The 13891-nt window shown below is 57.7% G+C and carries 11 protein-coding genes; 5 read left to right on the top strand and 6 right to left on the bottom strand.

Annotated elements, in window-relative coordinates; all coding sequences use genetic code 11:
* Positions 1 to 167 precede the first annotated feature (167 nt).
* The 4 genes from EKD03_RS15045 to EKD03_RS15030 form a co-directional block, all read right to left on the bottom strand.
* Positions 168 to 1454: a citrate synthase gene (locus tag EKD03_RS15045; RefSeq protein ID WP_129632604.1), complete on the bottom strand. Its 1287-nt coding sequence runs from the start codon at positions 1452 to 1454 to the stop codon at positions 168 to 170.
* Between the two features lie 147 nt (positions 1455 to 1601).
* Entirely contained in the window at positions 1602 to 3317 is a 1716-nt protein-coding gene (locus tag EKD03_RS15040; protein ID WP_129632601.1) for an aldehyde dehydrogenase family protein, read from the bottom strand.
* A gap of 56 nt (positions 3318 to 3373) precedes the next feature.
* Entirely contained in the window at positions 3374 to 4285 is a 912-nt protein-coding gene (locus EKD03_RS15035; protein WP_238613543.1) for an ABC transporter permease subunit, read from the bottom strand.
* Positions 4275 to 5180, bottom strand: a complete 906-nt coding sequence (locus EKD03_RS15030; RefSeq protein ID WP_129632598.1) for an ABC transporter ATP-binding protein — start codon at positions 5178 to 5180, stop codon at positions 4275 to 4277. Before EKD03_RS15030 ends, EKD03_RS15035 begins: the two co-directional genes overlap by 11 nt.
* Before the next feature lie 97 nt (positions 5181 to 5277).
* Between EKD03_RS15030 and EKD03_RS15025 the strand changes: the two genes are divergently transcribed.
* From EKD03_RS15025 to EKD03_RS15010, 4 genes are all read left to right on the top strand, one after another.
* Entirely contained in the window at positions 5278 to 6195 is a 918-nt protein-coding gene (locus EKD03_RS15025) for a DMT family transporter (protein WP_129632594.1), read from the top strand.
* Positions 6196 to 6539: 344 nt separating this feature from the next.
* A complete protein-coding gene (gene pdhA, locus EKD03_RS15020) occupies positions 6540 to 7616 on the top strand; it encodes a pyruvate dehydrogenase (acetyl-transferring) E1 component subunit alpha (protein WP_238613542.1) in 1077 nt (358 codons plus the stop codon).
* Between the two features lie 2 nt (positions 7617 to 7618).
* Positions 7619 to 8593 carry an alpha-ketoacid dehydrogenase subunit beta gene (locus tag EKD03_RS15015; RefSeq protein WP_129632591.1) on the top strand — a complete coding sequence of 325 codons (975 nt, stop codon included), beginning with the start codon at positions 7619 to 7621 and terminating at the stop codon, positions 8591 to 8593.
* A 10-nt stretch (positions 8594 to 8603) separates the two neighbouring features.
* Positions 8604 to 9791 carry a dihydrolipoamide acetyltransferase family protein gene (locus EKD03_RS15010; RefSeq protein WP_129632588.1) on the top strand — a complete coding sequence of 396 codons (1188 nt, stop codon included), beginning with the start codon at positions 8604 to 8606 and terminating at the stop codon, positions 9789 to 9791.
* A gap of 68 nt (positions 9792 to 9859) precedes the next feature.
* Here the strand turns inward: EKD03_RS15010 and EKD03_RS18680 are convergent, their stop codons facing one another.
* Positions 9860 to 10963, bottom strand: coding sequence for a zinc-ribbon domain-containing protein (locus EKD03_RS18680; protein ID WP_161569278.1), 1104 nt, complete (start codon positions 10961 to 10963; stop codon positions 9860 to 9862).
* Positions 10964 to 11116: 153 nt separating this feature from the next.
* Here EKD03_RS18680 and EKD03_RS15000 point away from each other — a divergent pair, with 153 nt between their 5' ends.
* Positions 11117 to 12304, top strand: a complete 1188-nt coding sequence (locus tag EKD03_RS15000) for an MFS transporter (RefSeq protein ID WP_161569277.1) — start codon at positions 11117 to 11119, stop codon at positions 12302 to 12304.
* Here EKD03_RS15000 and EKD03_RS14995 read toward each other — a convergent pair.
* On the bottom strand, positions 12276 to 13781 hold the full coding sequence (locus tag EKD03_RS14995; protein WP_129632579.1) for a VanZ family protein: 1506 nt from the start codon (positions 13779 to 13781) through the stop codon (positions 12276 to 12278). The two genes, EKD03_RS15000 and EKD03_RS14995, sit on opposite strands and share 29 nt — an antisense overlap.
* Positions 13782 to 13891 lie beyond the last annotated feature (110 nt).

The raw sequence follows: 13891 nt of genomic DNA, 5'->3' as shown, positions 1-13891 counted from the left end.
TTTGCATCTGTAGAGGCGCAAGATTTTGCATCTGTAGAGGCGCAAGATTTTGCATCTGTAGAGGCGCAAGATTTTGCATCTGTAGAGGCGCAAGATTTTGCATCTGTAGAGGCGCAAGATTTTGCATCTGTAGAGACGCAAGATTTTGCGTCTCTACTTTACATAACCTAACGTTGCTCTAGCGGTACATAATCCCGCTGGCTTGCACCGAGGTAGACCTGGCGCGGGCGCATGATCTTCTGCTCTGGGTCATCGAGCATCTCAAGCCACTGCGTGAGCCAGCCCGCTGCACGCGGAATGGCGAACAGGAACGGGAAGTACTCCATGGGGAAGCCGAGTGCTTGGTAAATCAGACCGCTGTAGAAGTCTACGTTCGGGTAGAGCTTGCGTGCAATGAAGTACTCGTCCTGTAAGGCGATGCGCTCAAGCTCAACCGCGATCTCCAACAGCGGGTTGCTATCGGTTGCCTCAAAGACCTCGTAGGCCACCTTGCGGATGATCTTCGCACGTGGATCGTAGTTCTTATAAACGCGATGCCCGAAGCCCATCAGGCGGCCTTCGCCCTTCTTGACCCGATCAATAAAGTCGGGGACATTCTTGACGTTGCCGATCTGCTGGAGCATACGCAGCACCGCCTCGTTGGCTCCGCCGTGCAGTGGCCCATAGAGCGCTGCCGTTGCCGCCGAGAGGGCCGAGTAGGGATCAACCCGGCTCGATCCTACCCCGCGCATGGTCGCAGTCGAACAGTTCTGCTCGTGGTCGGCATGCAGGATGAAGAGCACATCGAGCGCCTTGGCCAGCACCGGATTGACCTCGTAGTCCCGCTGGTTCATGTAGTCCATCATGTAGAGCAGGTTCGCGGTGTAGCTGAGCGAGTTGTCGGGCTGGTTGAAGGGGCGACCAATGCGGTTGCGGTAGGCGTAGGCGGCAATCGTGGGTACTTGGCCAATGATGCGCCAGATCTGCTTCTCGCGTACTGCCGGATCATCCACATTCTTTGCATCAGGGAAGAGAGTGGACATCGCCGACACACAACTGATCAGAATGCCCATCGGGTGGGCGTCGTAGCGGAATGCTTGGATCAACTCGACGAGGTTGTTGTGGATGAAGGTGTGGCGGCTAATCCGGTTGCGCCACCAAGCCAGACGCTCTTGGTTGGGCAGATCACCATAGATCAACAGGTAGGCGACCTCTAGGTAGTTGCTATGCTCAGCCAACTGCTCAATCGGGTAGCCTCGATACTCCAAGATGCCCTTATCGCCATCAATATAGGTAATAGTGCTCTTGCATTCGGCGGTATTCATGTAGGCTGGGTCGTATGACATCAGCCCAAAGTCGTCAGTTTCGGCCTTGATCTGGCGCAAATCAGTTGCACGGATTGTCCCGTGCTCGATTGGCAACTCATAGATTTTACCGGTACGGTTATCGGTGACGGTCAGGGTCTCTTTCCCCATAAGGCCTTGCTCCTTAAAGTATGCTACACGATCCCGAACGATGCGGATTGGAGATGGTCTCGGGTGATGTCGGTAGTATACCCGAAGTCAGTTACTCTGTGATAGGCGGATCAACAAATGGAGAGGCGAAGCAGCGTCTCTCCTTCTTCACCCCCGCAGTGCCAGCGCAAAGATCGGCGGCAACCGTAGCAGGTGGGGGTCAACGGCTAAGGCCGTGACAAGCCGGGCGGTACGGCATGCGGTACGGTTCGTCACAAACCAGGGCGGCTTGGGCGAGATGCTGAGGTCGCCATGCTGCCAACTGCGTGGGAAGGGGTAGAACGAGCCGCGCACGACAGTCTTTTGGGGCCGATCTAGCATGAGCGCGTTGCGTACTACGCCGACCCCGCTCTGGATATCGTCTTCGGTGTGGCCGGGGAAAGCACCCCAGGTGCCCTCGGCAATCAGGAAGGCGGCGGCAGCCCAGATGTTCACCCCAATTGCTCCGTAGTGAAGATCGGCGATGGCTTGATCAAGTACCGAGCTAAGTTTGCGTAATGTATTTGGATGTCCAATAATGGAAGCCCCCAGGGTGCCCATCAGTCGTGTGTTACAGAACTCGACCGCGTTGCGCAGGAACGTAGCCGCATCATGCCCCGGCAAGCTGGTTTGGGCAAAGACGGGGCCAAAGAGTTCGTTCTGGAAGCAGTAGTCATCCTGGGTCGGGTCGATGTTGGCGATCAGGGTGCGCGGCACCGCACCACCGAAGGTCTCGGCATGTGGGTGGGCCGCGACGGCGGCGCGTTGGCGCTCGGCGGCACCGGGGTAGTAGGCGGGGCGCTGGGGCAGTTCGCGCATTACTTGGCGCACCGCCGCCATAAACTCGTCTTTTTGTTCCCAACAGTCTGCTAGTACGATCAACTGGCTGGCCACACAGTTAAAGCCATTGTTGTGTAGCTTCATCGTCACCGCATGCTCAGCGTGGTAGCGAATGTCCGCTGCACTCCAACGCCCCGGTAGCACAATCAGTGGCCCGACGCCCCCCAACTCGCTCGTCATCGGTTTGGTGATCAGCGGCTCGTTGCGCCGCCGCCGCGTCTCTCCCTCTGGCCCCGTCCCATAAACAATCGCGTCATGGGTACGTGCGCTCCCCGTCAGGTGGATCTCGTCCACATCGGGGTGCTGGGTCAGGTATTCGCCAATCTCGGCTCCCCCCGACACCACGCGCAAGAATCCAGTCCGGATGAAGGGCGCAAAGATTGCCTCGATCAGCGGATCAAGGTAGTCGTTGACCGGGTTCATCTTCAGCATGACTACATGGCCACGCACAATCATGTGGTAGAGCACGTCTAACGGCGGGATACTGTTCAGATTCCCCGCACCCAGCACCAGCACCACCACTCCCTCGTGAGTTGCTTTGCGGTAGAGCGTGCCGATCTCGTTGTAGAGTGTCTCTTCGGTGACATCGGGTTGCATCCAGACATCCGCCGTAATCCCGTTGAGGATCAGATGATCGTAGATGGTACGTGGGAAGACCTGTACCATCACCTGCCCATCGGGGCGGGTACGGATGCGCGGCAGGTGCGGCAGACGACCCTCAGCAATCGCCTTGAGGGTCTCGATATAGCCGTTGATGACCTCGGCAATCGCCCATGGGCCAGTGACCCACTCCTCGCCGATCCAGGGTGAATTCGCTTCTAGCCCCTTAGCTTCAATCGAGCGCCGCACCCATTCTGCCGCGTAGTGGCCCAGGAGGTAGCGCGTCTCCAACAGCATCTCGATCTTCTTATCAACCGCCAGCACTTCCCAAATCTGCTTCTGCTGTTGAAGTGTGCGCAGGGCACGGTCGAGGGCAACCGTATCGAAAGCAACGCTGCTTGTCATAATGTTTCCCTTCAATAAATCCGAGCGCCACAGCGCAGATCAGCGCTCCAACGCCTTCACAACGCTCCGGCGACATCGCGGCGGAGCAGTAGACGGTAGGCGGTCCAGAAGAAGCCGCCGGAGTAGACGAGGATAACGAGGGTGGCATGCAGCGGCGAGGGCAAGTGGCTGAGGTCGAGGCCACCGACGAGGAGGCTTTGATCCAACCCAAAGAGTTGGCTGTTCATGACGATCAGGGTGTTAATGTTGGGCTGAAGCAGCAGATTAACTAGCATCTGCACCAGTGGATCAACCCCGGCCAGCGTGTTGATCGATCCAGCACTCATATCGAGCGCCAGAAACATCAGGCCGCCGCCGACTCCGGCCAGCACCGAGCGCCCGAAGATGGAACTGGTGATGGTCAACATGACATAAGGCAGAATAACTAAGAGTGAACGAGCTACCCCCAGGGGGAGCAGCAGCAGAGCACGGAAGTGTAAGGTACTGGAGAGACCGAGGCTGGCCTGACAGACCATAGCGATTAGGCTGCCCAGGAGTAGGGCCACGAGAATCGCCCCTAGCAGCCCCAGCAACAGCGTCAGGAGCTTGGCGACTAGATAGAAGCCACGGTGGGGCGCACGGGTGAGGAGCAGGCGGAAGGTTCCCCAGCCATACTCACTACCGACAAAGCCGGCTGCCAGAATGATCGCGCAGATCCCGCCGGTACTATTCACCTGCCCCAGCACCGCCCCGAAGATACCAGGGAAGCTCAATTGGCGCTTGAGTTCATCAATCTGCGGTTCGCTAAGCAGCATGATGCGGGTCGTTCCTCCACTCAGCGTTCCTTCGTGGAGTGCCACAACCATAGCCCAGGTTGCGAGGTAAAACAGCAGCAAGCCAAGGAAGGTGGCCAACAAAATCCATGCCATTGGGCGGCGGCGCAGCTTGAGCCACTCCGCCGCGATCAGATTGCCAAGCTCAGTGATCACCAGTCACCTCAAGGAAGAAGGCTTCAAGTGAGCGTTCGCGCAGCCCGATTTCAACTACCGCGATGTCATGACGAGTCAAGTAGCTATTCAGTTCGCCCACCCGCTGGCTAGGAGCATCTACATAGATGACCGTATCCTCCTGCGTAACGCCCGCGACCCAGGGGAGCGCGTGTAGCAGTCCGATGGCTGGGGCGGGGTCGCCTTCGACGCGCAGCCGAATACCCTGCTCACGCTGTAAGAGTTCCGCCACCGTACCCTGGGCGATCAAACGGCCCTCCTTCAGAATAGCGACCTGCTGGCAGAGATGTTCAACCTCGTGGAGCAGGTGGCTACACAGCAGGATCGTGCGCCCCTCGGCGGCCAAGCTGCGGATCAGTTCGCGAATTTCGACCATCCCGGAGGGATCGAGGCCGTTGGTTGGCTCATCTAGGATGATCAGTTCTGGATCAGGTAGCAAGGCCGCCCCGATTGCGAGCCGCTGGCGCATCCCCTGTGAGTAGGTACGTGCAGCATCGTTGGCGCGTTCATGCAGCCCCACGATTTGCAGCACTGCTGCCACTCGCTTGCGATCAATCCCTCCGGCGCGGGCAATCACCAACAGGTTCTCTGCACCGCTCAGGTACGGGTAGATCGCAGGAGTCTCGATCATCGCACCAACTTTACGTAATACGGTGGCGAATTGTGGGCCAACAAGTGGCGTACCGAGCAACGTGGCGTGGCCGGAGGTGGGCCGCACCAAGCCCAGCAACATCGCAATGGTCGTCGTCTTACCCGCCCCATTTGGCCCTAGCAAACCAAAAACCGTACCGCGTTCCACCTGCATACTCAGGTCATTCACGGCTATGCGTGAACCATACTGTTTACTCAGGCTCTCGGTTACAATGGCTGCTGTCATAACTGCGTGTGAGGAATAGTCAAGGCTGTGCCGCACTGCGTCAATTATAGCATGGGCAACTTCTGAAGGATAGAGCAAATTAGAAAGAACCACACTCGTGTCACCCCAGGCAAAAGGCTACCTCACCGCACTGATAGGGATTACCGTCTGGTCTACAACCGGTGTCTTTATGAGCCATCTAATCGTCACCTACCATATCCCCGCATTTGTACTAGCACTCTGGCGCAACCTGTTGGTTTGCGTGGCACTACTTCCCGTACTCCTGTTCGTTAATAGAACATTATTGCGGATCAAGCCTATTAACCTCAGTTTCTATGGTTGGTACGGATTTGTGCTTGCGCTACTTAACACACTTTGGGCACTCTCGGTACAGGCCAACGGTGCAGCGGTTGCTACTGTCCTGGTCTACAGTTCAGCCGGATTCACCGCGATCTTTGCGATCTGGATCTTCAAAGAGCGCCTGGGAATCATCAAGGGGATCGCCATTCTGCTCAGCCTCGCGGGCTGTGTGATGGTCTCCAACGCCTACAACGGGACGATCTGGCACCTTAACCCCCTAGGCGTGATCACCGGCATTCTCTCCGGGGTAATCTTTGCAATCTACACTCTTATGGGGAAAGAGAGTGCCAAGCGCCAGATCAACACCTGGAACGCGCTCTTCTACTCATTCGCACTAGGCGCAATCTGGATCACAATCTTCAATCTCTGGCCCGGAATGCCAGGCAGCACTGGTTCCTATGCCCGGCTGTGGCCCGATCTGCCCCTAAATGGCTGGTTGATCCTGCTTATGTTGGCGATCATCCCCACACTGCTCGGCTTTGGTCTCTACAACACTTCCATGAACTACCTCTCAGCCAGTATCGCCAACCTACTGGCAACGCTCGAACCGGCCATGACGGCGGTACAGGCGTATATTTTCCTAGACGAACGTATGAGCGTGATCCAGATCGTTGGCAGTCTGATCATCATTTTGGCGGTTTTTATCGTACAGATCGAGAAACAACCCCATTTGTAATGTAGAATACCCGATCTATATAGAACATTTGTACCGATCAATCTTTTGTGAAACATAGCATCCGATATGTTGCACATAGTAAAATCCTTTACACTAGCTGAGCTAGGACATGGGCAAAGTCCTTGGGGCTGCGCCCTAAACTCTCATTTTTGTTGTGTTTTGGCGGCTACGCCGACCCCGAACCCCCACCGGAGGTGGCTTTGCCCATGCCCTGCTGGCTGAGCCTGTCGAAGCCCCCATTGGCAATACCTTTCTGGTATACTGTCTCCGAGTGGTTCTTTTTTATTGTTTTTAATTATTTGTGATAATATTCACGATGTATATTTCAGGAGAAAGGCATACCAATGCGTACAACGGTCAATAAGCCGCGTAGCCACATGATCAGTCTGGAGCACGAGGCTCCTAGCGATCTGCGCCACTACTACGCTCAGATGCTCCTGTTGCGCCGCTTTGAGGAACGTACTAGCGAGATGTATGTCAAGGCCAAGATCGGTGGCTATTGCCACCTCAATCTGGGTGAAGAGGCCACGATTGTGGGTCTGAATGCGGCGCTTACGCCCGATGATTATGTCTTCACCAATTACCGCGAGCATGGGTATATCCTGGCCCGTGGTGCTGATCCCAAGCGCGTGATGGCTGAGCTCTTCGGTAAGGAGACTGGGGTTTCTGGTGGGCGCGGTGGCTCGATGCACCTCTTTGATGCCGAGCGCCACTTTATGGGTGGCTATGCGATTGTGGGTGGCCAAGTACCCCTCGCAGTCGGTGCGGCCTATGCGCTCAAGTACCAGGGCCGTCCGGGGGTGGTGATCGCCCAAATGGGCGACGCAACGACGAATATCGGCGCGTTCTATGAGTCACTCAACTTGGCTAAGTTGTGGCAGTTGCCGGTGATCTTCTTTATCGTGAATAATGGCTATGGTATGGGTACCGCCGTTGAGCGCGGTTCCTCCGAGCCAAATCTGGCCAAGAAGGGAGCCTCGTTCCGTATCCACGGTGAACGGGTGGATGGCACCGATGTGATTGCCGTGCGCGATGCGGTGCGCCGTCTGCGCCAGAAGGCCGAGCAGGATCACGAACCCGCGATCCTTGATGTGGTCTCGTTCCGCTTTCGTGGCCATTCGGTGATTGATGCCGACCGCTACCGCGATGCGGGGGCCGTCCGGCGGGGTCGCGAGAAGTTTGATCCGATCACCAGCTTTGCGACCCGTCTGCTCGATCAGCAGATTGCCGATCAAGCTTTTCTCGATACCACCGCCCAGCAGATTGATGCCGAGGTGCAGGCGGCGATAGACTTCGCTACGACTAGCCCCGATCCGCAAGCTGCTGACCTCTATACCTTTATGTATGCCACCCCGGTTGCCAATACGCCCGCTGCCGACGATGCGCTACGGGCGGTGCGGATTAATCGGGGTGAGGAGTAGTTATGTCAATTCTAACCTATCGCCAAGCGCTCAATCGCACCCTGGGTCAAGAACTTGCGCGTGATGAACAGGTCGTGCTGATGGGTGAAGAGATCGGTCTCTTCCAAGGTTCCTACCGTATTACCGAGGGCTTGCTCGATCAGTTTGGCCCGCGTCGGGTGGTTGACACCCCCATCGCCGAAGAGGGTTTTGTGGGTGTGGCGATTGGCGCGGCGATGCTCGGCATGCGTCCAGTTGTCGAGATTATGACGATCAACTTTATGCTAGTGGCAATTGATCAGGTGGTCAACCACGCCTCGAAGATCCACTATATGTTCGGCGGTCAGGCCCGCGTACCCATGGTGATCCGTACTCCATCGGGCGGCACCGGCCAGCTCGCCGCTACCCACTCGCAGAGCTTCGAGAACTGGTTCGCCTACTGCCCCGGTCTCAAAGTGGTGGCTCCCGCCAACCCTTATGATGCGCGTGGCCTCCTGCGCGCCGCCATCCGCGATGATGACCCAGTGATCTTTATTGAGAGCCTCGCGCTCTACGATACCAAGGGCGAGGTTCCCGACGACGATTATGTCATCCCGATTGGCAAGGCCGAGGTTAAACGCCACGGGCGTGATGTGACGGTCATCTCCTACTCGCGCATGACCGCCGTGGCGCTTCAGGTGGCGCAACAGTTAGACGCCGAAGGAATCAGTGTCGAGGTGGTGGATCTGCGCTCGCTACGCCCGCTCGACCGCCCCACGATCATCGAGTCGGTCAAGCGCACCAACCACGCTGTGGTCATCGCCGAAGATTGGTACTCCTACGGGGTGACGGCTGAAATTGCCGCGACCATCCAGGAGGAGGCGTTCGATTATCTCGATGCACCTGTCAAGCGCGTGGCCGGCTTGGAAGTGCCACTGCCGTATGCAAAAGATCTCTCCGCCGCAGCCAAGCCGAGCGCCCATAGCCTCGTGCATGCGATACGGAGCATTCTGAAATAAGGAGTCTGGTATGCCTGAAGTAACCATGCCCCGCCTCTCCGATACCATGTCTGAGGGAACCGTGGGGCGCTGGCTGAAACAGATCGGGGAGCTAGTCGCGGTGGGCGAAATTATCGCCGAGATCGAGACCGACAAAGCGACGATGGAGCTTGAGTCATTTGATGCGGGGAAACTCCAGCAGATTGTGGTGCCCGTGGGCCAGACGGTGCCCATCGGGACGGTGATCGCCTATATTGGCGAGGGCGAGTTTGTGCAGCCCGCGTCACCTGCACCAGCAACACCGGCACTTGTCGTGGCTACACCACCTACACCAGGGCCCCCGTCTACCCCACCGCCCAACGGCGTGAACCACGAACGTATCAAAGCCTCACCCGTCGCCCGCCAGATCGCCCAGCAGAAGGGGATTGATCTGCACCAAATGAGCGGCAGTGGCCCGGATGGACGGATCGTTAAACGCGATGTGGAACCATTCACCGCCCCAGATGATCCGCCCCAGAGTGCAGTGAACAACGCGGGTGTTCCGATGTCCCGCATGCGTCAGGCGATTGCGCGCACGATGAGCACGAGCAAGCCGGGGGTACCGCACATGTACCTCACCATGGAGATCGCCATGGACGCGGCAGTTGCGCTACGCGAAGAGATTCGCGCCAGTGGCGTGAAGGTCTCGCTCAACGACATGGTGGTGAAGGCCGCCGCCCTCGCACTACGGGCTGTTCCGGCACTCAACACCAGTTACCAGAGCGACGCGAACGGCCAGCCACACATCCTCACCCACCCGACAATCAACATCGGGGTGGCGGTGGCCCTCGCTGATGGGCTGGTGGCCCCGGTGGTACGCGAGGCCGACAGCAAGCCGCTGAGCGTGGTGAGCCACGAGATCCACACGATGGCCCATCGCGCCCGCGAGGGCAAGATCAAGCAGCACGAGCTTGAAGGCGCGACCTTCCAAGTAACGAGCCTGGGGATGTATGGGATCAGCGAATTTGGCTCGATCATTACCCCACCCCAAGCGGCATCGTTGGCGGTAGCAGCGGTGCGCAAAGTGCCAGTGGTGCGCAACGACCAGATCGTGATCGGACAGGTGATGAGCGTTACGTTAAGTGCCGATCATCGCGTGGTGGATGGGGTAGTGGCGGCAACCTTCCTGAAGGAGTTGAAGCGGCTGCTCGAAGCACCGTTAAGCGTGTTGGTTTCCTAATTAGGAGCGTTTGTCACCCTTGTTTGTTATTGTTTGGCGGCGAAGCCGCCAAACAATAACAAACAAGATTATGGCAACTCCCAGATCGAGAAGTTATCAAACCAGATCTCAACCCCACCAGCATCGTTGTAGCAGTTGGTCGAGACTCCAATCTTGCCGCCCTGGTAGGTACTATCACTCAGAGTATCGAGGAGTGTCCCGTTAAGGAAGATACGGATCTGGGCACCTTGGCGGATCACACGCAGGCGGTTAACATCACCGGCCTTAACAATCCCAACCGGATCGCCCTCACTGAGCATGATCGGATCGCCACTCGATCCAACCACAAAGAGCCGGTAGTAGTCATCGAAGACCTCATACTTATAGAAGCCCACGTCGTTCTCCTGATCAAAGACGAGGCTACAACTACCGTCGCCACCACCCTGATAGACCAGACAGTCCACCTCGACAATAAAGTTGGTGAACTTGCGTACCTCATACAGTTCGTAGGAGGTGCCGCGTGCCGACCACTGTACTTTAAAGACCCCATCCTCAATCTTGTCGGTCTCGATCTCCTCAAAGACGCCGGTGAACCATGCATTGCGGTTATCCACAAACGCATCGCTAAAGATCAGCTTGGCCGAGGCAATCAGGGTGGCGACTTCAGCTTCAACCTGCGCCGCTGCGCTGGCAGCTTGGGCTGTAGCGGCCTCAGCGGTACGCACCACCGAGGCATCAGCACTGATCACACCCACAATGCCACCGGTGATATTAGCTGCTGTGGCAGTCGGGAGATCTGTAGGTTCGCTACTTGGGCGCAGCGGAGGCGGTACAATCCCACCGGCTCCACTGCCACTTGTAGGCCGCGTGGTTGGCGTACTGCTGATCTGATCACCGAAGATCGAGACTAGGCCAAAGATCGCCATACAGCCCACCACCACCAATCCACCCACCACGGCCAGCACGATTGCCCATACCGGCAGCCCGCGTTTAGCAGGCAGCACCGTTGAGCTTGGCGGAACACCAAATGCTGTCCCCGCCGGTTCAGGCGGCAACACCTGTGTCGGTCCACCTCCGACGGGTACCGTTGGGGCTGCTGGCGGTACCTCCATTCGTGAGCCACAGACACCACAGAAGCGTTCATTTGCGCTAACTTGCGCACCACATGCAGGACAATAGCGTACATCAGACATAGGGATCACCTTCATATAGCCGTGCGATCTCTTCTTGCGGAGATGATACCATGTGGTTGTCTTTCTTTGACGCAAAGACGCAAAGATTCTGATGACACATGCACAAGAAGTCTTTGCGCCTGTCAACATCGAAATGCGAAGAATGGAGTAATCATGGCCATCGCAGGAATGCGCAGCGAGAAAAACCAACACACCACCACCCTTATCCTCTCCTGCGCAGCTTTTTTAGGTGCCGGGATCGCCCTAGCCAGTTTAGGGCCAAATCTCGGTTGGTTAGCCGAACGAACCGGCACCGAGTTAGCACTACTGAGTTGGATCTTTACCTGCTTCTCGGCGGGAGTCGTCCTCATGCAAGCCCAACTAGGCCCACTGAGTAGCCGCTTTGGCCTTGCCGGAGTCCAGGCGCTGGGGATGGGCTTGATGGGCGTAGGCATGTTGGGGATCACCGTGGCACCCAATCTGGCCCTCTTACTGATCGCCTCTGGACTGAGTGGAATTGGCTTTGGTGGGATTATCGGCGCGGGCAACATCCTGATTGCACGGATCTTCCAACAGCACAGCGCCACCGCACTCAACGGAGTCAACCTCTTTTTTGGCTTGGGCGCTATCCTCGGCCCGTTGATCGTTGGGCAGATCGGGGCACGCCTTGATCGCCCGCAAGCCGCGATCTGGATCGGGGGTGTCATCTTGATCGGGTTGGCCCCTTTTATCCCACGTGTTGCGCAACACAGCGGGGCGGCAGCGACCCAGAATCAGAGAACTGGCCCGCAGCATGCGGGCAAAGCCTGGCCGGTATGGCTATTGGGCCTCGTATTGATGATCTACACCGGAACGGAGGTTGGTTTTAGTGGCTGGGTGACGTTCTATATGCAGAAGAGTACGGGGATGGCGCTCAGCGAAGCCACGCTGGTGGCTTCGGCCTTCTGGTTAGCCTTGAGTGGCGGGCGTCTACTCGCGGCGGGCTTGGGCATGCGGCTGAGTGCGCATCACCTCTTGCTGATGGCCTTGAGCGGCTTGGTCGCTGGTGCCGGACTCCTCATGCTGAGTGTAGGTACCCCCGCAGGCTCCTTTGCTGGCGCGTTGCTCTTCGGGTTAGCCTGTGGCCCGGTCTTCCCCACGACCATCGCGCTGATCAACCGGCTCTCGCAAGGCAACAGTGGCCTCGCGGGGATGTCCATGGGTCTCGGCAACAGTGGCGGGATGGTACTCCCTGCCCTAATTGGCCTGCTCCTCACCAGCTACGGGCCACCGTTTATGGTGGCAGCAATGCTCACCTGTACGCTGGTGATGTTGGGATTAGGCGGGGTGGTGGTTATGCGGGCGGATCACGCCCGATCATAACGCCGCTGATCCCTGCTGTCGTTAGGGCCACCCCAACCTGGAACAATGCCAACTCCGGCGAGGACCAGTGGCCCCCGGCGTAGTTGGTGAGCCATGCATAGGCACCAACCGCCAACAGTGCTAAGCTGAGTTCCAACAAGCGCCGCAGGGACAGGTGCCAGCGTGGTGATGCCCACAGCGCGCTGGCGAGGCCCACTGGCACAAACAACATCGTCGCGTAGAGCAGAGCGTACAGGGTCGGGAACCAGTCGTAACGAGTCAGCACGTTGTTGGCCTTAAAGGGCAGCATGAGTGAGAAGAAGGCCATAGCCGGAGTGATGTCGAGCCGCTCCGGACGCAACGTGCCGTTGATGGCGGCCTGAAGCACACCACGTTGGTACCTCAGACCAATAACCTGCGCTCCAGGTTGATCAAAGACATGATCCAAGACCAGCGAGATCATGCGATCCGTATGCTCGCCGGTGGCTGGGGTACGCAGTTGCACGATCAGATCGCCCCCGCGCTGGGTCAGCATCAGGTTGAGGTAGTTTTCGGCATCACCGATGCGCATGATCTGGCCGTATTGATCGCGTTTGCCAGGGGTGAGCGCGATCACCATGGTGATCTGGTCGGCAACCTGGATCGGGGAGATAATGGGAGCCAAGCCATCCGAATTGATCGTCAGCGCCTGCCCCACCCCGAACTGTACGCCCTCTGGCCCCGCATTGATCGCTGCCATGCGCAGCGGACTAAAACTCGCCTGCGTCCCGGTCTGATCCTCTAGCGGATTACTAGCCGCCAGATCATAATGCGCGTTCCAGGGATAACTCGGATCAGCAGTGGGCTGACTCGTCAGCACCTGCAATTCTTCAGGGCTGGCTGCCACCGGGCTGAAGGCCAACGTGCGGATAGTGCCCGTCCACGCACGCCACTTCTGCTCTTGGCTGCCCAGATTGAGCGTGAAGGGATATTCCCAGTTGGTCAAGCGCGCCGTTCGCTGGAGCGGGATAGTCAGAGCAAACAGCCCCACCGTTGCGACACTCACCACAAAGGCGAAGCTGAGCCGCTGGAAGCAGAGCAGTTGCGCGACGAGGAAGGCGAACACACCCAACCCACCACCGAGGGTATTGGTGAGCACGTCCATCGCAGTTGGCGCACGCGAGGGCAACGCGATCTGCAAGAACTCGACACTCGTGGAGAGACCGGTGCAGGCAAGCATCACCAGTAGCGGCCATGCCGGGATGCGCCGAACCAGTTTGGCACTCGCCAAGCCAAAACCCAGCGGAATAAAGAGGAGCACATTATCAACGATATCCCCGCCGCCGCTACGCCGAAAGAGAAAGGTACGCAGAACTTCTGATTTGTCGGCGTTGGAGATCAATTCCCACTGCATCGTGAAGGGATAGAGTGTCCCCAACAGAACGACCAGCAGACTAGCGACAACGAGGGGAACGGCCCAATAATTAGCGAGGCGGACGAAGAGTGTATCGCGTGGCATAGGCGGTAGTGGGGGTTCGGGGGAGGAAAAGTTTCCCCCGAAGAACTTTTTTTCTCTTCTTTTGGCGGCTTCGCCGCCAAAAGAAGAGAAAAAAACGGGTCTGGGGCGCA

The sequence above is a fragment of the Candidatus Oscillochloris fontis genome, from assembly GCF_004138135.1.
Taxonomy (GTDB): domain Bacteria; phylum Chloroflexota; class Chloroflexia; order Chloroflexales; family Chloroflexaceae; genus Oscillochloris; species Oscillochloris fontis.
Note: the sequence above shows the minus strand (reverse complement) of the source record. Positions and strands in the feature narration are given on the sequence as shown.

Excerpts from the sequence above, each read along its gene's own strand:
- EKD03_RS15045 (WP_129632604.1), bottom strand. The coding sequence starts at position 1,454 with ATGGGGAAAGAGACCCTGACCGTCACCGATAACCGTACCGGTAAAATC.
- EKD03_RS15040 (WP_129632601.1), bottom strand. The coding sequence starts at position 3,317 with ATGACAAGCAGCGTTGCTTTCGATACGGTTGCCCTCGACCGTGCCCTG.
- EKD03_RS15030 (WP_129632598.1), bottom strand. The coding sequence starts at position 5,180 with ATGACAGCAGCCATTGTAACCGAGAGCCTGAGTAAACAGTATGGTTCA.
- pdhA (WP_238613542.1), top strand. The coding sequence starts at position 6,540 with ATGCGTACAACGGTCAATAAGCCGCGTAGCCACATGATCAGTCTGGAG.
- EKD03_RS15015 (WP_129632591.1), top strand. The coding sequence starts at position 7,619 with ATGTCAATTCTAACCTATCGCCAAGCGCTCAATCGCACCCTGGGTCAA.
- EKD03_RS15010 (WP_129632588.1), top strand. The coding sequence starts at position 8,604 with ATGCCTGAAGTAACCATGCCCCGCCTCTCCGATACCATGTCTGAGGGA.
- EKD03_RS18680 (WP_161569278.1), bottom strand. The coding sequence starts at position 10,963 with ATGTCTGATGTACGCTATTGTCCTGCATGTGGTGCGCAAGTTAGCGCA.
- EKD03_RS15000 (WP_161569277.1), top strand. The coding sequence starts at position 11,117 with ATGGCCATCGCAGGAATGCGCAGCGAGAAAAACCAACACACCACCACC.
- EKD03_RS14995 (WP_129632579.1), bottom strand. The coding sequence starts at position 13,781 with ATGCCACGCGATACACTCTTCGTCCGCCTCGCTAATTATTGGGCCGTT.